The sequence below is a fragment of the Terriglobales bacterium genome, assembly GCA_035454605.1.
Classification (GTDB): domain Bacteria; phylum Acidobacteriota; class Terriglobia; order Terriglobales; family Acidobacteriaceae; genus DATMAB01.
The window spans coordinates 18,740-43,211 of the sequence record DATIGQ010000137.1; the positions used below are offsets into that span (position 1 = coordinate 18,740).

General features: G+C 63.4%; 20 protein-coding genes. 11 read left to right on the top strand and 9 right to left on the bottom strand.

What is annotated here, in order from left to right; translation table 11 throughout:
* Positions 1-172: 172 nt before the first annotated feature.
* Positions 173-2,548, top strand: coding sequence for a protein kinase (locus tag VLE48_10120; protein HSA93355.1), 2,376 nt, complete (start codon positions 173-175; stop codon positions 2,546-2,548).
* 37 nt (positions 2,549-2,585) lie between these two features.
* On the opposite strand, the gene VLE48_10125 is transcribed toward VLE48_10120, so the two are convergent.
* From VLE48_10125 to VLE48_10140, 4 genes are read right to left on the bottom strand one after another with little or no spacing between them, the layout of a single operon-like run.
* Positions 2,586-3,842, bottom strand: a complete 1,257-nt coding sequence (locus VLE48_10125; protein ID HSA93356.1) for an ABC transporter permease — start codon at positions 3,840-3,842, stop codon at positions 2,586-2,588.
* A gap of 4 nt (positions 3,843-3,846) precedes the next feature.
* Entirely contained in the window at positions 3,847-5,100 is a 1,254-nt protein-coding gene (locus tag VLE48_10130; protein ID HSA93357.1) for an ABC transporter permease, read from the bottom strand.
* Positions 5,101-5,154: 54 nt separating this feature from the next.
* Positions 5,155-6,138: a DUF4097 family beta strand repeat-containing protein gene (locus VLE48_10135; protein ID HSA93358.1), complete on the bottom strand. Its 984-nt coding sequence runs from the start codon at positions 6,136-6,138 to the stop codon at positions 5,155-5,157.
* 55 nt (positions 6,139-6,193) lie between these two features.
* On the bottom strand, positions 6,194-7,408 hold the full coding sequence (locus VLE48_10140; GenBank protein HSA93359.1) for an efflux RND transporter periplasmic adaptor subunit: 1,215 nt from the start codon (positions 7,406-7,408) through the stop codon (positions 6,194-6,196).
* Between the two features lie 267 nt (positions 7,409-7,675).
* Here VLE48_10140 and VLE48_10145 point away from each other — a divergent pair, with 267 nt between their 5' ends.
* The 5 genes from VLE48_10145 to VLE48_10165 all read left to right on the top strand — a co-directional run bounded on the left by VLE48_10145 (position 7,676) and on the right by VLE48_10165 (position 13,316).
* Positions 7,676-9,046 carry a hemolysin family protein gene (locus VLE48_10145; GenBank protein HSA93360.1) on the top strand — a complete coding sequence of 457 codons (1,371 nt, stop codon included), beginning with the start codon at positions 7,676-7,678 and terminating at the stop codon, positions 9,044-9,046.
* An 11-nt stretch (positions 9,047-9,057) separates the two neighbouring features.
* Positions 9,058-9,975 (top strand): nickel ABC transporter permease, encoded by a 918-nt coding sequence (nikB, locus tag VLE48_10150; GenBank protein ID HSA93361.1) that lies wholly within the window; start codon positions 9,058-9,060, stop codon positions 9,973-9,975.
* Positions 9,972-10,805, top strand: coding sequence for an ABC transporter permease (locus VLE48_10155; GenBank protein ID HSA93362.1), 834 nt, complete (start codon positions 9,972-9,974; stop codon positions 10,803-10,805). The genes nikB and VLE48_10155 overlap by 4 nt, the downstream gene beginning before the upstream one ends.
* Positions 10,806-10,871: 66 nt before the next feature.
* On the top strand, positions 10,872-12,647 hold the full coding sequence (locus VLE48_10160; protein ID HSA93363.1) for a sensor histidine kinase: 1,776 nt from the start codon (positions 10,872-10,874) through the stop codon (positions 12,645-12,647).
* Positions 12,648-13,316, top strand: a complete 669-nt coding sequence (locus VLE48_10165) for a response regulator transcription factor (GenBank protein ID HSA93364.1) — start codon at positions 12,648-12,650, stop codon at positions 13,314-13,316.
* Positions 13,317-13,379: 63 nt separating this feature from the next.
* On the opposite strand, the gene VLE48_10170 is transcribed toward VLE48_10165, so the two are convergent.
* The gene (locus tag VLE48_10170) at positions 13,380-13,826 is read right to left on the bottom strand and encodes a hypothetical protein (GenBank protein ID HSA93365.1); all 447 of its coding nucleotides are present in this window, start codon (positions 13,824-13,826) and stop codon (positions 13,380-13,382) included.
* Positions 13,827-14,319: 493 nt separating this feature from the next.
* Here VLE48_10170 and VLE48_10175 point away from each other — a divergent pair, with 493 nt between their 5' ends.
* The 4 genes from VLE48_10175 to VLE48_10190 all read left to right on the top strand — a co-directional run bounded on the left by VLE48_10175 (position 14,320) and on the right by VLE48_10190 (position 17,540).
* Entirely contained in the window at positions 14,320-15,390 is a 1,071-nt protein-coding gene (locus VLE48_10175) for a hypothetical protein (GenBank protein HSA93366.1), read from the top strand.
* A gap of 225 nt (positions 15,391-15,615) precedes the next feature.
* Positions 15,616-15,969 (top strand): PilZ domain-containing protein, encoded by a 354-nt coding sequence (locus VLE48_10180; protein HSA93367.1) that lies wholly within the window; start codon positions 15,616-15,618, stop codon positions 15,967-15,969.
* Between the two features lie 257 nt (positions 15,970-16,226).
* On the top strand, positions 16,227-16,460 hold the full coding sequence (locus VLE48_10185) for a hypothetical protein (protein HSA93368.1): 234 nt from the start codon (positions 16,227-16,229) through the stop codon (positions 16,458-16,460).
* A 126-nt stretch (positions 16,461-16,586) separates the two neighbouring features.
* Complete coding sequence (locus VLE48_10190; GenBank protein ID HSA93369.1) at positions 16,587-17,540, top strand: DUF72 domain-containing protein; 954 nt, start codon at positions 16,587-16,589, stop codon at positions 17,538-17,540.
* Between the two features lie 226 nt (positions 17,541-17,766).
* Here VLE48_10190 and ispG read toward each other — a convergent pair whose 3' ends face one another.
* Complete coding sequence (ispG, locus tag VLE48_10195; GenBank protein ID HSA93370.1) at positions 17,767-19,008, bottom strand: flavodoxin-dependent (E)-4-hydroxy-3-methylbut-2-enyl-diphosphate synthase; 1,242 nt, start codon at positions 19,006-19,008, stop codon at positions 17,767-17,769.
* A 284-nt stretch (positions 19,009-19,292) separates the two neighbouring features.
* On the opposite strand from ispG, the gene VLE48_10200 reads away from it, so the two are divergent.
* Positions 19,293-20,723 (top strand): DUF4382 domain-containing protein, encoded by a 1,431-nt coding sequence (locus VLE48_10200; GenBank protein HSA93371.1) that lies wholly within the window; start codon positions 19,293-19,295, stop codon positions 20,721-20,723.
* A gap of 119 nt (positions 20,724-20,842) precedes the next feature.
* Here VLE48_10200 and rseP read toward each other — a convergent pair whose 3' ends face one another.
* The 3 genes from rseP to VLE48_10215 are packed head-to-tail and all read right to left on the bottom strand — an operon-like array spanning position 20,843 to position 24,358.
* Positions 20,843-22,183, bottom strand: a complete 1,341-nt coding sequence (rseP, locus tag VLE48_10205) for an RIP metalloprotease RseP (protein HSA93372.1) — start codon at positions 22,181-22,183, stop codon at positions 20,843-20,845.
* A gap of 53 nt (positions 22,184-22,236) precedes the next feature.
* Positions 22,237-23,436 (bottom strand): 1-deoxy-D-xylulose-5-phosphate reductoisomerase, encoded by a 1,200-nt coding sequence (locus VLE48_10210; protein ID HSA93373.1) that lies wholly within the window; start codon positions 23,434-23,436, stop codon positions 22,237-22,239.
* 16 nt (positions 23,437-23,452) lie between these two features.
* Positions 23,453-24,358 carry a phosphatidate cytidylyltransferase gene (locus VLE48_10215; protein HSA93374.1) on the bottom strand — a complete coding sequence of 302 codons (906 nt, stop codon included), beginning with the start codon at positions 24,356-24,358 and terminating at the stop codon, positions 23,453-23,455.
* Positions 24,359-24,472: the final 114 nt, after the last annotated feature.

The window sequence follows — 24,472 nt, forward strand, 5'->3', positions numbered from 1 at the left end:
GATGCGGATCTGTTTAGGTGGGCTGGCGTCGAGTTGACCGTGTAGTGGGATTCCCGGAAACTGCCCCAGGAAATAGGCCCTCAAACTTCCGCGCCCGCCAATCGCCTGAGGAAGCTATCCCCTTGGTTCGCCATTGATTCCACTTGCGCCCCCGACTAGCATCTCTGCCAACATGGCCGCCGCGGAGCCCATGATCGGCCGGACGCTGGGCCACTACCTTGTCCTGGAGCAGATTGGTGCCGGGGGCATGGGCGTGGTGTTCCGTGCCCACGACCAGCGCCTGGAACGCGACGTTGCGCTCAAGGTGCTGCCGCCGGGCATGCTGCACGACGATAGCGCTCGCAAGAGGTTTCGCGAGGAAGCGCTTTCCCTCTCGAGGCTGAACCATCCCAACATTGAGACCGTCCACGACTTCGACACCGAGGACGGAGTGGACTTCCTGGTGATGGAGCTGATTCCGGGCACCGGCCTGGACCAGAGGCTGCTTGCCGGGCCGCTGCCGGAGAAGGAAGTGCTGAAGTTGGGTCAGCAGTTGGCCGAGGCCTTGGCCGCGGCGCACTCGGAAAGCATCATCCATCGCGACTTGAAGCCGGGGAACCTGCGGGTGACGCCGGACGGCCGCCTGAAGGTTATGGACTTCGGCTTGGCCAGATTGTTCCGTGAGGTGGCCGAGACCGACATCACGGCCTCCGTGACCGCCAGTCAGGGCGCCACGGGCACGCTGCCCTACATGGCGCCCGAGCAGTTGCGCGGGGAGAAGGTGGACGCGCGCAGCGACGTCTGGGCGGCGGGAGCGGTGCTCTACGAGATGGCCACCGGTAAGCGTCCGTTTCCGGGCGAGCACGGGCCGCTGCTCATTGATGCCATCCTGAACCGCGAGCCGAAGCCGCCCAGTGCGGTCACGGGAAAGGTCTCCGCCAATCTGGAGAACATTCTCCTGAAGGCGCTGGACAAGGACCCCAACCGGCGATACCAGTCGGCGAACGAACTGCGCGTGGACCTGGAGCGACTGAGCGCCAGCGCTCCGCTCACCATGCGGACGCGCCTGAGCGCACTGCGTCGCCGCCGGATGCTGGCCGTAGCTGCGCTCTTGATTCTGGTGGCTGCCATCGGGGTGGGAGCGAACCTCGGCGGCGTGCGTGACCGGCTGCTGGGGCGACCTGCAGCGGCGCTCAAAATCGAGTCAGTAGCCGTGTTACCGCTGGAGAATCTCTCCGGCGATGCGCAACAAGCCTACTTCGCCGACGGCATGACTGAAGCGCTGATCAACGATCTGGCCAGGACCGGCGCGCTGAGGGTGATTGCACGCAACTCGGTGATGCGCTACCAGGGTTCGAAGAAGCCGCTGTCGGAGATAGCCCGCGAGCTGGGCGTGGATGCCGTGGTTACGGGCTCTATAGTCCGAGCCGGCTCGCGTGTCCGCGTCACCGCGCAACTGACCGAAGCCCGGAGTGAGCACTCGCTGTGGGCGGACCGCTACGAGCGCGAGCTGCACGACGTCATCTCCATCCAGGACGAGTTTACGCGGGCGATTGTGCGGGAGATCAATGCGAATCTGAGCCCGCAGCAGCAAGAGCGGCTGGCGCGCGTCCCTGCCAAGGTCGATCCCGAAGTTTACGACCTGTACCTGAAGGGACGCGACGCGTTCAACAAGCGGGAAGGAGAAAAAGACGTTCAGCAGGCGCTTGCCTACTACGAACAAGCGATTTCGAAAGACCCAGCTTACGCTCCCGCTCATGCCAGCCTCGCCGAGGCTTTGACCGCGGGGGTAGGGCGCGGCATGATCACGCCCCGTGCGGAGGGGTACGCACGCGCACGCGTGGCCGCCAGCCGTGCCCTGGAACTGGACGACTCACTGGCAGAGGCCCACTTGGCGCTGGCCGGAGTGAAAGGGGAGTGGGACTGGGACTGGGAAGGAGGCTTGCGCGAGTTCAAACGTGCTCTGGAGTTGAACCCCAACTATGCCAACGGGCACTGTTGGTACTCGTCACACCTGAGCCAGATGGGACGCCACGCGGAAGCCATTGCCGAGGCTCGGCTGGGAGAGCGCCTGGACCCCTTCAGCCAGGTCTGTGGTAGCACTGTCGCCGACGCGTTGTTCTACGCCCGCCGCTACGATGAATGCATCGCGCAGGCACGCAAGCTGATCCAGGCCCGCCCGAACGCAGTAGGGGAGTATTTTGTTCTACGTGACTGCTATGCTGCAAAAGGGATGTTTGACGAAGCTGTGGCGGCCCTTGTAAAGGTCGCCCCCGTGGCTGGGACTCGGAAGGAGGACATAGCCGGCTACGAACGGGCCTACAAGACAGGAGGCTGGAAGGGCGCGACTGCCTACGATATCGAGTGGCGAAAGCGAGAGGGCTACCTCCTTAGCCCAAGCCACTACATCATCCTGGGTAAGTATGATAAAGCGCTCGAGCAGCTTGAGAAGGCGGTGGACGAGCACCGCCTTGGCGCAATAACCCTGAAAGTCGATCCATTCTACGATCCCGTCCGCTCACATCCGCGCTTCCAAGCGCTACTAAGGCGCATGAACTTCCCGCCCTAGGGGCGCCCTCGCTGTTCCTCGTTGTGGAGACCCTTCCTCACTCGTACCGCAGCGCCTCAATCGGGTCCAATCTTGCTGCCTTGAGGGCCGGCCAGAAGCCGGAGACTACGCCCACCAGCGAGAGGATAACGAAGGAAATGGCCATGACGGAGCCGGAGGCGCGCAGGATGATGTCGCCTTCGTTGTTGGCGGTCTTGTAGAACTCGCTGTAGAGCGGCATGGGCGGGATGATGTAGGTCAGAGCGATGGCCAGCAGCATGCCAATCACGCCGCCGGCGAAGGTCAGCACCAGGGACTCGATGAGGAACTGCATCAGGATGTGGCGCGGGCGGGCGCCGATGGCCTTGCGCAGTCCGATCTCGCGCGTGCGCTCGGTCACCGAAACCAGCATGATGTTCATCACCCCCACACCGCCCACGCCCAGAGTCATGGCGCCGATCAGTCCCATCAGTACTTCCAGGGCGATGGCGAACTGGCGCATCTCGATGTTGTTTTCCACCGAATTCCAGACCGGCGTGGCCTTTTCGTCGTTGGGGTGGAAATGGTGGCGGCGCGCCAGGACGGCGCGCGTGGCCGCAATCGCCCTCAAGTGCAGGGCCTCGTCCACCGGCTGGATGAGGATCATATCGGGGTCGCGGATGCTCATCAGGCCGCGCAGGGTCACGTAGGGGACGAAGGCGCAATCGTTGTCCTGACAGTTGTTGGAGCTGTCCTGGATCTTCAAGCGCAGCATGCCGATGACCTCGAACTGGCTGCCGTTGATGCTCACGAACTCACCCACGGGGATCCGGTTGCCGAAGACCTTCTTGGCGGCATCGGGGCCGAAGATGACCACGCGGCGCTGTTCGATGAAGTCGCTTTCCTGAAAGTAGCGGCCGTACTCTACGTCGAGCTTGCGCATCTCGCCGTAGGGAAATTCGACGGCCTTCACCATCACCGAAACGACGCGATTGTTGAACTTGAAGCCGAAGTTGTCGTCATATTCGGCGCTGGCGTTCTTGACCAGCGGTACTTCTTCCCGGATGGCCTGCACGTCCTCGAACTTGAAGCGGATGCGCTTGCCGGCGCGCTGGCCTCCAGCCTGCATGCTGGTCTGCCCGCCCCAGAAGTGGACCACGTTGTTGCCGATGCCCAGCATGGCGTTGATGACGCTATCGCCCAGCCCCCGGCCGTAGGCCAGCAGGATGACCACCGAAGCCAGTCCCCAGACGATGCCCAGCATGGTCAGCGCGGAACGCAGGCGGTTGCGCATCAGCGAGTGCCAGCCTTGCAGGATGGTTTCTCTCAGCAGCATAGGCTCACTCGTAGCGCAGCGCCTCCACGGGGGTCATCTCGGCAGCGCGGTTCGCCGGATACATGCCGGCCGCGACGGTGATGACCGAGAGGGTCAGGAACGAGACCACCAGCGCCCAGGCCGAGATGACCGGGGCGGGAATGAATTCGGGGCGCGGCATCTCCTGCATGGCGATGCATATGCCCAGGCCGAACAGGAGACCGCCTAGGCCGCTGGCCAGGGTGATGACCGCAGATTCGGCGAAGAACTGCCGGGCGATGTCGTTCTTGGTGGCGCCCAAGGCCTTGCGCACGCCGATCTCTCTGGTGCGCTCGGTCACCGAGACCAGCATGATGTTCATGACGCCGATGCCGCCCAGACACAAGGTGGTCACGGCGATGGCGCCAAAGAAAATGGTCATCACATCGAAGATGCGCTGCACCAGCTTCGAGCCCTGCATGGTGTTCCAGATAAAGAGAGCGTCCTTGTCGTTGCCATCGAAGTGGTGCATGCGTCCCAGCACGCGACGCACCTGCATCTCCGCATCCTCGTGATTTTCGGGATCGGCCACCTCGAACACCAGATTGTTGATCCAGCCGGGGAAGGTACCGGGGAAGCGCGGCGGAAAATCGCGCGCCATGGCAGAAAAGGGAACGAAGAGCTGGGTGTTGTCTGGCCCGCTGCCATAGCTGGAATTCTGGTTCTTCTTCTCCAGGACGCCGATGACGATGTAGGGAAAGCCATTCATGGAGAGCGAGGCGCCCACGGCGGGTTTTCCGGGAAAAAGCTGGTTGCGAGCTTCCACGCCCAGCAGGACCACGCGCCGGGCCTGCTCTTCGTCTTCCTGGTTGATGAGGCGTCCTTCGGAGGGACGCAGCGAGCGGAAATTCTGAAACTCGGGCCAAACCCCGCGTACCGGCCGATTGGCGGAATTGAATTCGCTTACCTGGAAAACTGCGCGACGAAGTTCGGGGCTGACGTTCTTCACCAGGTAGCACTCGTCGCGGATGATCTTGGCATCGCGCACCTGGAGCTGAATCTCGCGTCCAGCGGCGTAGCCTCCGGCCTGCTGGCTGGTGCGGCCGCCCCACACGATCACCAGGTCGGTGCCCAGAGTCTTCATACGCTCTTTCTGATCACGGCTGAAGCCTTTTCCCAGGCCCACCATCAGGATGACCGAAGCAATGCCCCAGACGATCCCGAACATGGTCAGGAAGCTGCGCATCTTGTGAGCGCGCAGCGTGGAGAACGTCTGTCGCAAGATCTCGTACAGGTTCATGGCCGCCTGCTGACCTGTGAGATTGGACGGAGCGCAGAAGGCTTGGTAATCGGCCTAGCGAATGTCAATGTCGCCGGAGCCGGTTTCCAGCCGAATGAGCGAGCCGCCGCCACCCACCGTGCCCCGCACCAGGTCTCGCCGCAGCGCACCCTGCATGGTGATGGGGCGGGCGATGCGCACCGTGCCCGAGCCCGTCTCCGCGTAGAGGTCGAAGCCGGTGCTCTCGGGGATGTGTAGTGTGATGTCGCCGGAGCCCGCGCTCAGCTTCCAGGAAGCTTTGGGCGTGCCTTCCGCCTCGACGTCGCCGCTCCCGGTCTCCACGGAGAGCGCACCGTGAACACCACGGACGCGCGCGTTGCCGGAGCCCGTTTGCACACGCGCTTGCGACGATTCGATCAACTCCAGGGTAACGTCGCCCGACCCGGTCTCCGCCGAGGTCCGGCCGGAAATGGCGGAGGCGCGGATGTTGCCGCTGCCGGTGGTGGCGCGCAGCCCGCCGGCCAACGAGGTCAGCTCCAGATCGCCGGAGCCGCTTTCCGCGAAAACCTCCTGGCGCACGGATGCGATGCGCACGCTGCCGGAGCCGGTCGAAGCCCGCACCGGGCCGTCCACGCCTTCCACGGACTGCTCGCCCGATCCGGTTTCCGAGCGCAGCTTGGTGGCCGCCGGTGTCACCACTTCGTAGCTGACGGACACATTGCGGCGCAGCTCTTCGTCGCGAATCTTACCGATGCGGATGATGTTGCCCACCTGTTCGATGGGTGGATTCGCCTGGATACGCTGCACCTTCTCGGCTGCGCTAAGGCCTTCGAACAGCTTGCTGCGCGCGCGGATCCGTGCCTTGACCTGTACCGTGCCCGTCGCTCCCGAGCGCACGGCGATGTCGCCGGAGCCGGTTTCGACGCTCAGGTCAACCGAGCCCGTGACCTGCAAAGTGCGCTCAAACTGACCCTGGGCCTCATCGGCCAGAGCCGGCATGGAGCTCAAAAACAAAAGGGCCAGCAAAGCGGCTGGCCCGAAAAACCGGCGGTCTTTCATACGCGCCCCCTGCCCGGCAACGCGGAGGTCGCCGGGCCTCGGCTGGATTCATCGCCTACTGCAGGACTACCTGGTCGTTCTCCTTGAGGCCTTCCAGGACCTCAGTCTTGGCACCGTTGGAGATACCGATCTTCACGGCCAGCTTGCGCTTGCCGTCTTTGGCTTTCTTATCCGGCACTTCGACGGAGGCGTTGCGATCCTTGTCGTACATGATGGCGCCCTCGGGAATCATGAGCACGCCCTTGTGCTCCTCGAGGAGGATTTCCGCGTTGGCGGTCATGGCGGCTTTCAATTCGCCGGTGGCGTTGTCGATGGACACTCGCACCTCGAACGTGGTCACGTTGTCTTTCTCCACGCCCAGCGGGGAGATCTTGGTGACCTTGCCGTTGAAGGTCTTGTCCTTAAACGACTCCACCTTGATGCGGGCCGGCTGATCCATGAACACCTTGCCGATGTCGCTCTCGTCCACCTTGCCCTTCACGTAGACTTCGCGGGTGTCTCCGATAGTCATCACCAGGGTGGCCGAGGAGCCCAGCACCAGGATGGAGCTGACTGCGTCACCCACTTCCACGTTGCGGGAGAGCACGGTGCCGTCCATGGGAGCGGTCAGGGTGGAATTGCGGAACTCTTCCTCGTCGCGCTCCAGGTTGGCGCGGGCCTGTTGGACCTGGGCCTGCGCCTGGGCTACCTTGGCGCGGGCCACTACGAACTGAGCGCGCGCCATGTCCCGCTTGTTCACGGCCAGCTCGTAAGCTTTCTGGGCATCATCCAGGTTGGCCTGCGAGACCACGCCTTCGCGCGCCATTTCCTGGGCGCGCTCATAAGCTTTCAGCAGGAGGGGAACATCGGGGCCCTGGGCGTCCACGCGGGCGCGTTCCATGTCGGCGTCAGCGGCACGGCGGTTGGCTTCAGCGGCTTCCAGCGCGGCCCGGGCTTCGCGTACACGGGCCTGAATCTCTTCCTTGTCCAGCTCGGCCAGGATCTGGCCGGTCTTCACCGAGTCTCCGGCGTCGACCATCAGCTTCTTCACCAGGCCGCTGGCCTTGGACTTGATCTCCACTTTGGTGATGGGCTCGATCTTGCCGGTGGCCACCACGCTCTTGGCCAGGTCGCCCTTTTCCACCTTGGCTAGCTTGCTGGGATCGATGGTGCCGCCGCCACGGGTGAAGGCGACCAGGACCACGGTGCCCAGCAGAATGGCGGCAAGGACGCCGCCGATAATGAATATTTTTTTCCGTTTCTTTTTCTTGTTGCCGTTACCGTTGGCCACGGCTGCCTCCTGGCATTGCCTTCCGGGTATGAGCGCTGCAAGCTGCTAATCGTATGGTACGGCGGGCCTTGCCAATTAGTTCCGTTCCTCCCGGCGCCGTTTTGGGGTTCTGCGGAAACCACTTGTCCCAAGCTGACAGCGGCTCACCCCACGCACTCTTAGACCCCGAGCCCCAAGAAAGGGAAGCAGCAACTTCCGCTTTTTCTTGGGGATGGGAGTGTGGGTAGGACCGGCCTGCCCGGGGTGCTATAGAATCATCATCTTCCCATGATTACCTACGTGCTGCTGCGGGTGTTCTTGGTGCTCCTGCTGGTAGCGCTGAACGCCTTCTTCGTAGCGGCGGAGTTCGCCCTGGTCAGCGTGCGTGACACCCGCATTCAGCAGCTCATCGAGCAGCGGCGCATCGGCGCCCGGACGGTGCAGAAGCTGCACCACAACCTGGACGAGGTGCTCAACGCCGTGCAGCTGGGCATCACCATCGCCAGCCTGGCGCTGGGCTGGATCGGCGAAGCCACCATGGCGGCGGTGATCGAGCCCCTGTTTCACAACGTGCCCTATGCCGCGGTGTACGCGCACGCCATCGCCATCGGCGTGGCCTTCACCCTGATTACCTACCTGCACGTGATCCTGGGAGAAGTAGTGCCGAAGTCGCTGGCGCTGCAGCGCGCCGAGCGCATCGCGCTGGCCATTTCCGGACCCATGGACGTCATCATGACCATCTTCCGGCCCTTCCTGGCCATCATGAACAGCTCGTCGCGCGTGGTGTTGCGGCTGTTCGGGACACGGCAGGTGCGCGAGGGCGGCGTCCATTCGCCGGACGAGCTCAAGCTCATCGTGACCGCCAGCCGGCGCGTGGGCCTGCTGCCGCCTTTGCAGGAGGAGATGCTGCACCGCGCCCTGGAACTGGGCGACGTGACGGTACGCGAGATCATGACCCCGCGCCCGGACATTTTCTCTCTGCCGGCGGACATGGCGGTGGAAGAGGCCATGACGCGGGTCGTCGAGAAGCAGCGCTCGCGCGTCCCGGTGTATGACCCCAAGCTCGGTCCGGAGTACATCGTGGGCGTGCTCTACGCCAAGGACCTGGCGCGCCTGCTGCATCAGAAGCTGGTGAAGTTCCGCGGCGGCGTGGTGCCGGACTCACCCAGTGTTCAAGCGCCCATCCGGCAGGTGATGCGGGATGTGCTGGTAGTGCCCGACACCAAACCGGTCGCCGACCTGCTGACGGAGTTTCAGAGCCGCAAGCGCCACCTGGCGGTGGTGGTGGACGAGTTCGGTTCCACTGCCGGCGTGGTAACTGTGGAAGATGCCCTGGAAGCGGTCGTGGGTGAGATCGAAGACGAATATGACGTGGCCGAACAGCCGCCGCTTCCCCTAGGCTCGACGACCCTGATCCTGGACGGAGGCGAGAACATCCGCGACCTGGAGGCGCGATACCGGCTGGTCCTGCCCCGGGACCAGGGTTTTGAGACGCTGGCCGGCTTCGTCCTGGCGCGCCTGGGCAGGATCCCGACACCCGGCGATGGGTTCGACTTCGACGGCCATCGCTACACGGTGCTGCAGATGGAAAACCGCCGCGTCTCACGCGTAAAGGTGGAGAGCTCGCGGCCTGCTCCCATCGAGCGCGCCGGCGACTAGCGCCAACGCACGTGACCCGTTATCTTGCAAGCCGCCTGCTCTACACCCTGCCGGTGCTTTGGCTGGTCGTGTCGGTAGTCTTCCTGCTCATCCACCTGGTGCCGGGCGATCCCATCCAGCAGATGCTGGGCGAGGGAGCGGCCAGCGCCGACATCGAAAAGGCGCGCCACGACTACGGCCTGGATGTTCCCCTGGGCCGGCAATACGTCAATTACTGGAAAGGAGTGTTGCGGGGCGATTTGGGGAAATCCCTGCGCTTCGACCGGCCGGTGGGCGAGCTGATCCGGGAGCGCTATCCCTACACGCTGCTGCTGACCCTGGCGGCGCTGGCGGTGGCCATTGCCTTGGCCGTTCCCGCGGGCGTGCGCTCCGCTCGCCGGCGCAATCGCTGGGATGACCGGCTCATCGGCTTCGTGAGCCTGCTGGGACTGTCATTCCCCAACTTCGCCCTGGGCCCGGTCCTGATCCTGATCTTTTCCATCGGGCTGGGACTGCTGCCGGTGTCGGGTTCGGGCACGGCGGCGCATCTCGTTCTGCCCGCCATCACCATGGGGGGAGCGCTGGCGGCCATCCTGACGCGCATGATGCGCACCGCCATGCTGGAGGAGCTCACTCAGGACTACGTGCGCACCGCTCGCGCCAAGGGACTGCCGGAGCGCGCCGTGGTCTACCGGCACGCGTTGCGCAACGCGCTGATTCCCGTGCTCACGGTTGTGGGCCTGCAATTCGGCGCGCTGCTGGCCGGCGCGATCGTGACCGAGACCATCTTTTCCTGGCCCGGCATCGGACGCCTCACCGTCCAGGCCATCGGGAACCGCGACTACTACCTGGTGCAGGGATGCATCCTGGCCATCGGACTGACGTACGTGGCGGTGAACTTCCTGACCGATTTGATGTACTCGGTGGTCAATCCCAGGATTCGCGAATGAATCAGGTCCGTAACAATCCGCTGGCTGTCGCCGGGGCCGCGCTCATCGTGCTCTTCACCCTGTGTGCCCTGCTGGCGCCCTGGCTGGCGCCGCGCGATCCTGCCCACATCGAACTGCCTGCTCGTCTGGCCGGTCCTTCGGCTGCGCATTGGTTCGGCACCGACGAACTGGGCCGCGACATCCTCTCCCGGCTGGTGTATGGCGCGCGTATCTCCATGGCGGTGGGCGCCAGCGTGGTGCTGGTCTCGCTCACCCTGGGCCTTATTGTGGGCTCGGTTGCCGGTTTCTATGGCGGGCGCATCGACCGTTTCTTCAACGTGATCGTGATGAATGCCTTCATGTCTTTTCCGGGACTGCTGCTGGCCATCGCGTTTGTGGCCTTTCTGGGGCCGGGTATGTTCAACCTGGTGTTGGCGCTCTCCCTGGGAGGATGGGTGGGCTATGCGCGCCTGGTTCGGGGTCAGGTTCTGGCCGTGCGCGAGCGCGAGTTCGTGGAAGCGGCGCGCGCGCTGGGCGCCAGCGACTTGCGCATCATCGCGCGGCACATCCTGCCCAACATCATCCAGCCGGTCATCGTGCAGGCGGCCATCGGAATGGCGGGCGCGGTGCTGGCCGAGGCGACGATGAGCTTTCTTGGCCTGGGGGCGCCGCCGCCCACGGCCACCTGGGGCTCCATGCTGAACGACGGCCGCTCGCACCTGTTCGACGCGCCCCACCTGGTGCTGTTTCCGGCTGCCGCGCTGATGCTGGCCGTGCTTTCCTTCAACTTTTTGGGCGACGCCTTGCGCGATTCTCTGGATCCGCGCGCCCGCATCGAAGCCGGCTTGTAAACAGCCTTCCTTGCTCCAGCTTTCTGCATCGGGGATAATGCGCCCCAGGACGTACTCGGCACTTCCTTGTTACCTCTAGGTGGTCTGAATCGCTGGCTTACGCGGCTGGGCGTACCGGAATCTCCGGGCGAGAGCCTGCGGGTGGAGCGCGTCTTGGCCACCGGGCGCGGGTTTCTTGCCGTCACGGCGCTGGTGGCCATCTACCTGGATCCCACCGAGCCCAGCCGTTTCGCCTTCCTCGCCTACTTCCTGCTGCTCACCTACGTGGTCTACAGCACCGCGGTGCTGGCCATGTTGCGGACCCACGCCGAGTGGGAGCCGAAGCTGCGGATGTGGATCCACGCCGCGGACATACTCTGGCCTACCGTCCTGATGATTTTCACCGAGGGCCCCAACAGCCCCTTCTTTCTGTTTTTCACCTTCGTGCTGTTGTCGGCCGCCTATCGCTGGGGCTTCGTGGAGACGGTCATCACCGCCGCCCTGGCCGTCACGTTGATGCTGCTGGAAGCGCTGCTGGTCAGGGTGGAGCCGTTCATGACGTACGTGGACGAAGCGTTGGTCCTGAACCGTTTCATCATGCGCTCCACCTACCTGCTCATCCTGGGTTTCCTGCTTGGCTACCTGGCGGAAGCGGAGAAGCGCCTGCGCGCGGAGATCGCAACCATACCCCGCCTGTTAGGGAAGGCGCGGGTCCAGGTGGGATTACGTGGGACGCTGCAAGGAGTCCTGTTCGAGCTGATGCGAATCTTCGATTCGCACCAGGCGCTGTTCGCCATCCGCGAGACCGCCACCGGCCGTGCGTTCCTATGGCAGGCCCACCGTGGGTCCGGTAGCGAACCGAACATCCAGAACAAAGAGCTGATGGGAGAAGATCGCGAGACCTATCTGTTCACGACCCCGGCGCACGGCTGGTATGCGACACGCCGTCGGCGCGGGCGCTTTGACTTCGTGGCTTTCGATGCCGAAGGACGCAGGATGCATCGCCCACTCCCCGGAATACCGGAAAAACTGATACGGCCGCACACGGTTCAATCCATGCTGGTTTCCACGTTCCAATTCGGCCAAGAGTGGGTGGGGCGCCTGTACCTGGTGAATCCCCACCTGGCCGGCCATCCGGAGCCGCGCCTGCGTTTCCTCGAAAGCCTGGTGCGCCAGGTGAGTCCGGCCATCTACAACGTATACCTGTTGCGCCGGATGCGTTCGCGCGCCGGCGCAGTGGAACGCGGCCGGGTGGCGCGCGAGCTGCACGACGGCACCATCCAGTCGCTGATCGCCGCCGAGATGCGGCTCGACGTGCTTCGCCGCAAGAACCTGGGTGAGACCGAGCGCGTGGCCGAGGAGCTCACTACCGTGCAGAAGATTCTGCACAATGAAGTGCTCAACCTGCGCGAACTGATGCACCAGCTCCGTCCGACGGAAGTGGATCCGCGCAAGCTGCTGGAGTTCATGACCGACCTGGTGGATAAGTTCCGCCGGGAGACGGGCATCGCGGTGCGCTTCGATACCGACCTGCAGGAACTGGCGCTGCCGCCGAGCGTGAGCCGCGACCTGGCCCGCATCGTGCAGGAAGCGCTGGTCAACGTGCTGAAACACAGCGACGCCCGCAGCGTCATCCTGCGGCTGACCGCACACGACGGCTCCTATCGCCTGATTATCAGCGACGACGGCCGCGGATTCGACTTTGTAGGGCGAGTCTCACAGACGGAACTGGAGTCGCTGCGTAAAGGCCCCCGCGTCATCCGCGAACGTGTGCGCGCCATCGGAGGCGAACTCACGATAGAATCTTTTCCGGGGCGGGGCGCGCGGCTGGAAATCTCGTTCCCGCAGAGGATCCAGGGATAAATGGACAAAAGCCAAAAGATCCGTATCTTGCTCGCCGACGACCACGCCATCTTCCGCGACGGGTTGAAGAGACTGCTGGAGGCCGAACCGGACATGCAGGTGATCGGCGAGGCGGCTGACGGCGCCGAGGCGTTGAAGCTGGCCAAACAGCTCAAGCCGGATGTCTTGCTGCTCGACCTGGCCATGCCTCGCATGCCGGGGATGACGACCCTGCGCCAGTTGGCCGACAGCGCAGTGCCGGTGCGCACCATGGTGCTGGCGGCGGCGGTGGGCAAGGAACAGATTGTCGAGGCCCTGCAACTCGGGGCCCGGGGCGTGGTGCTGAAGGAGTCCGCGACCGAGCTGCTGTTGAAGAGCATCCGGACGGTGATGTCCGGACAGTTCTGGGTGGGCCGGGAGAGCGTCAACGACCTGGTTCAGTATTTGCGCGCCGCCCTGGCGCCCGGCGCCGAGGGACGCAAGAAGAACTTCGGCCTCACCCGCCGTGAGCTGGAGATCGTGGCCACGATCGTGGCCGGCCTCACCAACAAGGACATCGCGCAGAAATTCACCATCTCCGAAGACACCGTGAAGCACCACCTCACCAACATCTTCGACAAGCTGGGTGTCTCCACGCGCCTGGAGCTGGCGCTGTTCGCCATCAATCACAACCTGGTGGATGTGGGATAAGGGAGATGGCCTCGACCAGCGGCCCGCCGGTCGCCTAGCAGCAAGTCGTGAGCGACCAAGCCCTCAGCACTCAGCAGACACATGCTGAAGGCGCAGAGCGGCGGGCCGGCGACCGTCCGGCGGGATCTCACGAATCTCGCGGATGCGTGAGGTCACGATGGGGACGCGATAGTCCGGGTGGCGAAATTCCAGCCGCATGCCGCGGCCGATGAACGCCACCTTCAGCATCGACCCGCCCCAGTTCGAGCCCAGGATGCGCACCGGCACCGGAGCCGGACAGAAGTCCGGGTGCCCGGAAATCCACATCTCGGTTTCTTCCTGCCCGCGCCTCTGGACGGTGTAGAAGTGGTTCTGCGTGGTGATTTCGAGCCCGCTTTCCGGGGGAAGATCCGCTAAGTAGACGCCGCCCTCCACCTCCGACCGAATGATGTTGCGGTTGATGGCATCGCTCAGGTTGGGATGCGGCGAGAACAAGTCGGACGACGGCGGAACCGGAGCCTGGGTGCGCACGGACCCTCCCATAGCGGGACTCTCGATTATGATGCGGTGAGCCGGCTTCAGGCAACCGGCGGCGCGGGAACTAACCCTGCCAAACGAAGGCAGCCCTGCCGAGCATTCAGCGCCCCACAATCAACATGCGCCGGCGGGTAATAGCAACGGCTTGGAAGGCCCGCCCAAGGGAATCATGGTCGCGGGCAGTATGGTGTCAACGGAATGGCCCGAGTCCATCGCAAGCCTCTTGGGGCGACCACAACCAGTAACAGAAGTAATTGGCTGCTTGCATCTTGCTGAAACTAAATAGGTTATCTGTCCCACCTCCGTGCCATGGGTAACCAGACCGGTGGGCGATTTTCGAATCTCCCAGGGTGCCTCATCCTCTGTGCATCCCCAGCAAGGCTTGGCCTCTACCCCTAGGAGCCAGCCCCAGAAACGGGCTTCGGCCCCGGGGTTAGTTCAGAGCCGGCTGATCCGGCTGAGGAGGAAGTAGGCAATGAGAAACAGAGTGAAATTCACAGTCCTGGCGCTGGCGCTCCTGCTGGCCGTGGCGAGTAGAACAGCTGGGGCGAAGGATTCGATTTCGGTCACAGTGGAGAACGCGAGTGGCTCGCCGGTGATCGTGAACAATGGCCAGGCGGTGGGAACGATCCAGCTCTTCTACACCGTGAATGCTTATCAGTTCCCGGTCGGGGAGTTTGCCACCTTCGACGTGAACTGGATGAATAACGTGGGTTCACCGGCGACCAACTATGGCTCGGGTGTCGCTTTCAACCTGCTCCAGAGTCAGCAGGGCGGGAACGTGGAGCTTTCTCCTGATCCCGCCAGCTTTACGCTGACGGCGGCGGGACAGAGTGGCGTCTCGACGGTGACCGTGTCCATTACCAACGACAACGAGGGCAACCCGCCTCCTAGCGCCGACGGCACCGACCTGGTGGGCAACCTGAAGCTGGACGCCGGCTCGAAAGTGGGGACGGTCACCAACATTCAGGTGCACATTCTCCTGGCGCATCCCACGAACTGTTTGAAGGTTTACAACTTCGTGACCGATCAGGATTTCAGCGTGGGTATGCTCAGCACCACGAACATGACCGTGCCCTCGCATGGCATGAACGCAGGAAAGGTAACGGGCACTCAACCCGGACAGTACTCGGACAACGTGTTGATTGCCAACACGTGTGCGACCGACCAGTCGTTTGACTTGGGGATTGTGCTCGATTCCAGTTTCACAACCAATCCTGGTCCCCCGTCACAGGGCAATGCGGTGCTGAGCTACTCTGCGACTGGGGAGTTCGACACATCGACCTTCGACATTCTGGCCTTTGGCACGGGGACTGAAAACCAGCAGAACCTTTGCCTGCAGAACGTAACCGTCGCCGCGGGCGACAGCTTCCTGGTCACGGTGCATTCCAAGGTGAAAAACAGCTGGCCACAGAGTTCGCTGCCCGGCGACAGGAGCTTCGACTTCTCCGCCAGCCTGTATCAGAACGTGAACTCGGGCTGCACGGGACAGCTGGATTCCCTGGCTTCCCCGAACCCGGCCACGTTCACGTTACCTTTCACCATAAACGGCAACTAAGACAGCGAGAATCATCTCGTATCCCGGCCGTCCCATCACGTGGGACGGCCGGCTTTTCTTGGCCACGGGCGGCACGCACGGTTGAGCATCTTGGTTCATAGCACGTTAGTGCCAATCGGAGTTCCACTCCCGTCCGATTGACCCACGCCCAAGTCGCTTCTAATCTCGAAATAACACTCCGCTCCGGGCGAGCCGGTTTCCCCCAGGATGCGGCCGGAGGGCATTTTGGAACTGAAACAGGAGTGGGAGCGCGGACAACCTCGTGCCCGCCGCTTTATGCTGGACCTCCCGGTGCGCTACCGGGCGGTGGGCGAGGCCGATTGGCATCATGCCCGCAGCGAGAACATCAGTTGCTCCGGCATCCTGTTCCGCGCACCGCAACTGGTGGAGCCCAGCACCCTGGTCGAAATCATCTTCCGCCTGGAGGTGGATGTGGTGGAGGAGAGTTCCCCCGAGGTGTATTGCATGGGCGAGGTCGTCCGAAAAGTCAGTCCCCACGCCGGGGATCCCATGCCGGGCCTGGCCGTTCGCATCAACGATTACCAATTTCCGAACGATTTACAGGTCGGCCGGGCGTAACGCCACCTTCGTGCCATCCTACCCCACCATTTGGGCCATTTGCAGCCGCCGCCTTAGGCCGTATTCTCGATGGTGCTGAGGCAATCGTTGTGGGCACGCCCCCAAGTGCTATTCGATGGCAGTTCAGGGACGGTCCAATGCAAGCAATGGAAAACAGTGCTCAAGTAAGGGACAGGGCGCGGCGGTTCGCGCTCCAGTTGCCGGTGCGTTACCGTGCGCCGGGAAACGGGGGTTGGCAAACGGCGCGCACAGAAAACGTGAGTTGCACCGGCATGCTGCTTCGCGGCGCCGAGGCGTTGGAGCCGACGGTCCCGGTCGAAGTGGTTCTGGTGCTCGAGATGGACGCCATCGGCACCGTGTCCACCGAGGTCCTGTGCGTGGGCAAGGTCGTCCGCAAGGTGCAACCCGGTGGCCGGACAGACATGCCGGGCGTCGCGGTCCACATTGACGATTACCGTTTTCCCGGCGAATGGCCGGTGGCTCAGGCATAAAGGCATCGCTCCTCTCCAGGCTGGCTTCCTTCGGATGGGGCCCCAAGTCGGGGCCCCTTTTTCTTGCGCATGAGCCCGGAGACCGGTTTCACCCTGCACTCGTGGCACGCGGCTAGAATGCAAGGCATGGGTTCGCTGCCAGACGCAACCGGCGAGTCGCGTGCTCGCGTCTTCATTGGCCCTGCGGGCTGGTCCTATAAGGACTGGGAAGGCATTGTCTACCCGCCGGGCCTCAAGAAGCGCGAACATCCCGCCGCCTACCTGGCGCACTACTTCGATACCATCGAGATCAACACTTCGTTCTACGGCCACATCCGCCCCGAGTGGGGCAAACTGTGGTGCCGCAAGGTGAGCGAAGTCAATCCGGACTTCCTATTTACCGCCAAGCTGCACCGCTCCTTCACGCACTCGCCGCATGCCGAAGTGGAGTCCACGACCGCAGCCACCATCGCACCCGGCGTCGACGATGAAGCCCTTGCGCGGCAGGGCCTGGACGCCATTGCAGCAGCAGGGCGCCTGGGCGCGCTGCTGATCCAATTCCCGTTCTCGTTCAAGAACACCAACCAGAACCGGGAGTATGTGGAACAGTTGCTGGCGCGCTTCCACGAATACCCCCAGGTCGCGGAGGTGCGCCACTCAAGCTGGAACAACGAGGGGATCCTGCGCTACTTCGCCGAAAAAGGCGTGGCTTTCTGCAACATCGACCAGCCGCTCATTGGGCGCTCGCTCCAACCTACCGCCTACGCCACCTCACGCCTGGGTTATGTGCGGCTGCATGGACGCAACTACGACCAGTGGTTCGACAGTCCCACGGGCGCCGATCGCTACAACTACCTCTACACCGCGCAGGAACTGGCGGGATGGGAAAAGAAAATCCGCTCGGTGGCGGGAAAGACCGACCGGGTCTTCGTGATCGCCAACAATCACTTCGAGGGCAAGGCGACCGTCAACGCGCTGCAGTTGAAGCACTCCCTGGGCGGCCAGCGGGTCGCGGCGCCGGAAACGCTGGTACAGCACTATCCCGAGCTGGAGGCGATCGCCCAACCGCAGCCCGGTTGGCTCTTTGGCACCCACGCCTGACCGCTTCGTCCCAGCCAACGGAGCCGGCGGGGAACCCGCCTCACCTTCCGCGCGTATTCCCGTCTAAGAAGGGCAGAGGGACGGGGAGCAAAGGAAGGTTCAAGGCAATGAGCGGCGAATATAACCAGATCATCGACAACATGGCCGTGCGGCTCACGCTGATCGTAGTTGGCTTTGCGCTGTGGGCAGCGGCGTCAGTGGGACTCCTCGCCCTGGCGGTATAGCGCTAAACGGCGCTGGCGGCCTCGGCGCGCACAGCATAGTGCGACTCGACGTACTCGTTCAGGATCTTGATGAACTCCGGGACGATGTTGTCTCCCCGGAGCGTAGTGAAGAGGCGCCCATCAACATATACGGGCGCCTTGGGCTCTTCAAAGGTGCCGGGCAGGGAAATGCCCAGGTTGGCGTGCTTGGACTCGCCCGGCCCGTTGACCACACACCCCATCACCGCCACCTTCATCTCTTCGATGCCTGCGTAGCGGCCTTTCCACGCCGGCATCTGCTCGCGCAGGTAGGTCTGGATCTGGTCAGCCATCTCCTGGAAGAACGTGCTGGTGGTGCGGCCGCAGCCTGGGCAGGCGGTCACTTGCGGCACGAAGCTGCGGATGCCCAGCGACTGCAGGATCTGCTGGGCCACGCGCACTTCTTCGGTGCGGTCGCCGCCCGGGGCCGGGGTGAGCGAGACGCGGATGGTGTCGCCGATGCCTTCCTGCAGTAAGACGCCCATACCGGCAGTGCTGGCTACGATTCCCTTGGCGCCCATACCGGCTTCGGTCAGGCCCAGGTGCAGTGGGTAGCGGCAGCGCGCCGCCAGCGCGCGGTAGACGTCGATCAGGTCTTGCACGCCGCTGACCTTGGCGCTGAGGATGATCTGGTCGGCGCGAAGGCCGTACTTCTCCGCCAGGGCGGCAGAGCGCAGCGCGCTCTCGATCATGGCCTCCATGGTGACTTCACGGGCGTCGAGCGGCTCCTCCCGGCGCGAGTTCTCGTCCATCATCTGCGTGAGCAGCGCCTGGTCCAGTGAGCCCCAGTTCACGCCGATGCGCACCGGTTTCTGGTTTTTCACCGCTACTTCGATCATGGTGCGGAAGTTGTCGTCGTCCTTGCGTCCAATGGAAACATTGCCGGGATTGATGCGGTACTTCGCGAGCGTGCGCGCGCATTCCGGGTACTTCTTGAGCAGGATGTGGCCGTTGTAGTGGAAGTCGCCGATGATGGGCACGCGCACGCCCTGACGCTCGAGTTCTTCTTCGATGCGCGGCACAGCCGCCGCGGCCGCGTCGTTGTTCACCGTGACCCGCACCAGTTCGGAGCCCGCTCGGGCCAGGGCCGCTACCTGGGCGACCGTGGCCGGAATGTCGGCGGTGTCAGTGTTGGTCATGGACTGCACCACCACCGGCGCGGCCGAACCTACACGCACCCCGCCCACCAGGACGGTCACGGTTTCCCGGCGTCGGATTTCGGCCATGTACTTAAGTTTAGCATGTGGCTTTGCACCGCTTGTTTCGGGGCAACCCACGGATATCCTGCTGAATCCTAGAGTGTTATGCCACAGCGTTCATCCTGTTGATGGCTGGAACGCTGGGTCGCAATACTAGAGGACGCTGGGAACAGGTTCGATGCTTCAGTCCGCTTTCATAGACTTTTCTCCCGTGATAGGCTCAAGGACGGCTTTTCGATTCTCTCCGGGAACGTTCCCCGCCTCCTCCTCGAAAACCGCCGCGCGAAGACCGCGACCAAGGAGGTCGTTTCATGAAACAGGAAAAACACGCATTCATTGTCATTCTGGCTTTGATCTCGCTGGTGGCTGCGGGCACAATCCTGCTGGCCTGCAGCAGCAAGGGCGAAATCACCATCGACCCCAACAAGACAGGGACCGTAACCACGAACGTGAGCGATCCCGCCACCTGCGAGGCGCCCCAAGGTCCCTATAGCCACGTTTGGGTGACCATCAAGGACGTCAAGATCCACTCCAGTTCGACCGCCGATGCCAGTGCCTCGGACTGGATCGACTTGACTCCCGACCTTCCCGCCAACCCGAAGCAAGTCGACCTGCTCGCGGCAGGCAACGCGCAGTGCTTCCTGGCCACGCTGGCGCCCGGCACCGTGATTACGGCCGGCACCTACCAGCAGATCCGGGTGATTCTGCTGGACAACACTTCCGGAGCCACGGTCCCCGGAAACCAGTGCACGGGCAGCGCCGCCAACTGCGTGGTGCTCGCCGCCGATGGCAGTGTGCACACCCTGCAGCTTTCCAGCGAGGCCCAGACCGGCATCAAGATCCCTTCCGGCCAGCTCGCCGGCGGCAGTTTCGTGGTCGAGGAAAACCAGACTTCTACCCTGAACATCGACTTCAATGCCTGCTCCTCGATTGTGATCCAGGGCAACGGGCAGTTCCGCCTCAAGCCCGTGTTGCATGCGGGTGAGGTCAACACCACCAACAACGCCATCAGCGGGACGGTGGTGGACTCCGCGACCGGCCTGCCCATCTCGGGCGGCAACATTGTGGTGGCGCTGGAACAGAACGTGAGCGGGATAGACCGCGTAATCATGCAGACGACGGCAGATTCCAACGGCGCCTTCACTTTCTGTCCGGTCCTGCCTGGCACCTATGACGTCGTGGTGGCCGCGGTCGATGGCTCTAACAACGCCTTCGCAGCCACAGTGACCACCGGCGTCCAGCCAGGCAACAGCCTGGGTAATGTTCCCCTGGTTACCACGGCGGGAGCTGCGGCCTCCATCGCAGGCCAAGTGACGACGACCACGGGGGCTGCCGGGACGGCCGCGGACATTCAGCTCTCCGCGTTGCAGCCTATCCCGGGCCAGGCGCTCAGCATTACGGTGCCGCTGCCGGCGCAGTCGGCCACCATGCTGAGCTTCCCCACGGCCTCCGATGCCGCCTGCCCCGTGAACACCTTCTGCGCCAGCTACACGGTGATGGTCCCCGGCGCGCACCCCAATGTGGGCGCCTTCAGCTCCGGTGGCACTACCTATACGCAGAACACGGTGGACCCGGTGGTATTCACGGTGGAAGGGAAGGCGTTCTTGCCGATGTCCGGCGGAACCGAGAGCTGTAGTCCCTCGACTCTATCCACCAGCAACCAATCCGGCGGCGGTTCGCTCACCGTGACGCCCGCGGTCTCGCTGACTGCGGAAACGCTGGGCTTCACGGGTTGCACGTAGTTGGGAGATTGATGATCGGGTGACTTGATGTCGTGATTGCCAGTCGGCAGGCATGAAAAAGGGCCGCAGGTTTCTGCGGCCCTTTTCACCCATCAAAAATCACGAAACCGCCACATCTCTTACGGCACGTACTTGGTGAGCCCGGGCAGGGTCTTGGCGATGTCGTTGTAGATCACGATGGCGGCGAACAGCACCAGGAAGACGAACGCCGCCTGGTAGATGCGTTCCTTGATGTTGATACTGATGTCGCGCCGCATGGCGCTCTCGATCAGCAACATGAGGATGACGCCCCCGTCCAGAATGGGGATGGGGAACAGGTTGAACACGCCCAGGTTGAGGCTAATCATGGCCATCAGCGTGAGCAGCGGCATCCAGCCCTTTTGACGCGCCGCCGCACCCGCGGCGCCCGCGATGCCGATGGGTCCGTCAATCTGCCGCAGCGATACCCGGCGCTGCACCAGCCGCTGTGCCAGTTCCACGATCAGCAGGGAGTATTTCTTGTTCTGCTCAAGTGACTTTCCCAACGCCGCCAGGAACGGCAATTGGTGGACTTCCTGCGGGTCCGAATAGATGCCGATACGATAGAACTGCTCGCCTTCCAGCTCCGCCTTCACCGGCGTCAGCGAGATGTCAAGCTGATCCTGCTGGCGCACCAGGTTGACCACCACGGGCTTCTCGCCATTCTGCTGCAAATAGCGCTGCAGGGCCGGCATGGAGCGCATGGGGACGCCATTCAGCCCTACGATCTCGTCACCCGGCTGAATGCCGGCTTTTTCGGCGGGCAGTCCCGGCTCCAGGGCGGTCACGGTATTGGGCTTGTCCGGCAGCAGGCCCAGGCTGCCGACTTCCGAGGGGCCAACGGCGTCCGGGCGGATGGTCTTCACCAGTAGCTGGTCGCCGCGCTTCAGGGTGACCTCGATGGGCTGGTTGGGGCTGAGCATCACCTGCGGGAACACCTGCTCCCACGTCGGGTTCTCGATGCCATCGATCTTGACGATGAGGTCACCCGCCTCGAACCCGGCCTTGGCGGCGGCGGAGTCTTCCAGCACCCAACCGATGAGGGCGGGCTTGTCCAGGAAGACCGGGTGCTCGTAGCGCACCATGAAGACGCCCGTAAGCAGGGCTACGGACAACACGATGTTCATGCACGGCCCGGCCAGTGCGATGAGCAACCGCTGCCAGCGCGGATGCGACATGAACTCGTAGGGCGCCCCGCTGACTTGATCCATGGGGTTCTCGCCCGCCATCTTGACGTAGCCGCCCAGCGGGATAGCGCTGATGCGGTAGTCGGTATCGCCGCGCTTCACGCCCCACAGCCTCTTGCCGAATCCGACCGAGAACACTTCCACCCGCACGCCAAACAGCTTGGCGACCGCGAAGTGGCCCCACTCGTGCACCAGGATCATGACCCCGAGCACGACCGCCACCGAGACGATGTTGCTGAAAAGGATTTCGATCACGGAATCAGTTCGCTACCTCTATTGTACCGATATTGTACCGAAGTTCCCGTTCGCTACCTTGCGGCGCGGGAGGCCGCGGCACGGCCGCCGGCCCGGCCGGCCACCTGCTCCCGGGCTTGCCTGCGGGCCTCGGCGTCCATGGCCAGAACCTGCTTAATAGATTCCGGAGGGACCGCCTTTGTTGCATCCAGGACCCTCTCAATCGTACGGGGGATCTCGTCAAAGCGGATGTCGCCGTCCAGAAACGCGGCCACCGCCACCTCGTCAGCGGCATTCAGGGCTACCGTTTTGGCCCCTCCGGCCTCCGCCGCCTGGTAGGCCAGGGCCAGACAAGGGAACTTTGCCATGTCCGGGGGGCGAAAATCCAGATGACGAAGGTCACCCAGGGGCATCTGCAGGTCACTCTCCACGCGCTCCGGGTACGTGAGTGCATAAAGAATGGGCAGGCGCATGTCGGTCACCGAAAGCTGCGCCAGGATGCTGCCATCCACGAACTCCACCATGGAATGCACCGTGCTTTGCGGATGCACCAGGACTTCCACGTGAGCAGGCGGCAAGCCGAACAACCGGCAGGCCTCGATCACCTCGAAGCCCTTGTTCATCAGCGTGGCCGAGTCAATGGTGATGCGCCGGCCCATCTTCCAGGTGGGATGGTTCAAGGCTTGCTCCACCGTGATGCCGGGAAACTCGCTGAGGGGAACGTCCAGGAACGGTCCCCCGGAAGCCGTGAGCCACACGCGCCGGACCTCGGCCAGCCGGCCGCCGCGCATGCACTGGTGGACCGCATTGTGTTCGCTGTCGATGGGCAGCAGCGGCTTGCCTTGCTTCTTCGCCTCAGCCGTAAGCAGTTCGCCGGCCGCCACCAGACACTCCTTGTTGGCCAGTCCGACCTGCTTGCCTGCCTTCACCGCCTCATAGGTTGCTTCCAGGCCCGCCACGCCCACGATGGCACTGACTACAAAATCGGCTTCGGGGTGGGTTGCGACCCGGACTGCGCCCTCCGGTCCGCTGGCGACTTCGATAGCCTGCAAGCCCTCGGTTGCCAGCTTGTTGGCCAGCTTCTCCGCGGCTTCGGCCGTGGCCATCGAAACCATGCGCGGCTTCCACCGCTTGGCTTGGGCGAACGCCGCTTCGACGTTACCTCCCGCAGCCAGCGACACCACGGCGAACCGCTCGGGATAGCGTTCGACAATGCTGAGCGTGCTGTTCCCGATGGAGCCGGTCGAGCCCAAGATGGCGATGCGCTTGGTCAAAGCTGGCCGCTCACCGCTAGGACGGAGGAATGAAGTAGCTGTAGGTGAAAACGAATACTACCATGGCCACCGGGGCAGCGAAGAGCAGCGCATCGATACGGTCCAGCATGCCACCGTGTCCGGGCAGCGAGCCGCCGGAATCCTTTACGCCTGCGCCCCGCTTGAGAACTGATTCCGCAAGGTCTCCCAGTTGCGCGGCAACATTGATTGCAACAGCAAGCACCAGCGGGACCCAACTGGGTGGCGCCAGCAGCCCTTGGGAAAGGAAGCCCTGCACCAGGGCCCATTGACTCAACCACTGGCCGATGCGAGGTGCAGACTGGGCCAGCCCTATGGCCAGGGCGATCGAAGCAATGATCGAAGCGGCCGCCCCTTCCCATGTCTTTTTCGGACTGATACGCGGCGCCATCAGGTGCCTGCCGAAAGTCCGGCCCACGTAATAGGCGGCGATGTCTCCCGCCCACACCAGGATCAGCAACAGGGCCAGGAAAAACGCGCCCGCCGGTAGCAGCCGGATGAACACAATCGAGAGCAACGGAAGCGCGACATAGGGCAAGGCGAAAAGCGAAAGCGCCGCCGCGGGCAGGGTACCCGCCAAGCTCTCGCGTCGGAACCCGGCAATCAGAAAGAGGAAGGGCGCGCCGTACAGGGCCACCATGGCCACCGCCGCTGGCGCCGCAAGCCAGTTCGAACTGACGCTGCTGCCCTCCAGCCCTAAAGGAACCAGAAAACACGTCGCAACCAGAAGCAGCGTGAGCCAGCGAAACGGCAGAACCCCATAGTGCGGTAGCAGGTTCAGATATTCCTGGGCGGTCCACAGAGCGATCAGCCCGACCAGAATGGCAAAGGTCCACAGCGGCGCGCGAAACACGGCCACGAGCACCAGCGGAATGAGCACCACCGCGGTGGCGACGCGCTTCATCGCTCAGTGCTTGCCGTTGGAAGAGACCAGGCCGCCGTAACGCCGCTCGCGCTTCTGGAACTCGGCGATGGCTTCCAGCAGGTGCCGGCCGCGGAAGTCGGGCCACAGCGTCTC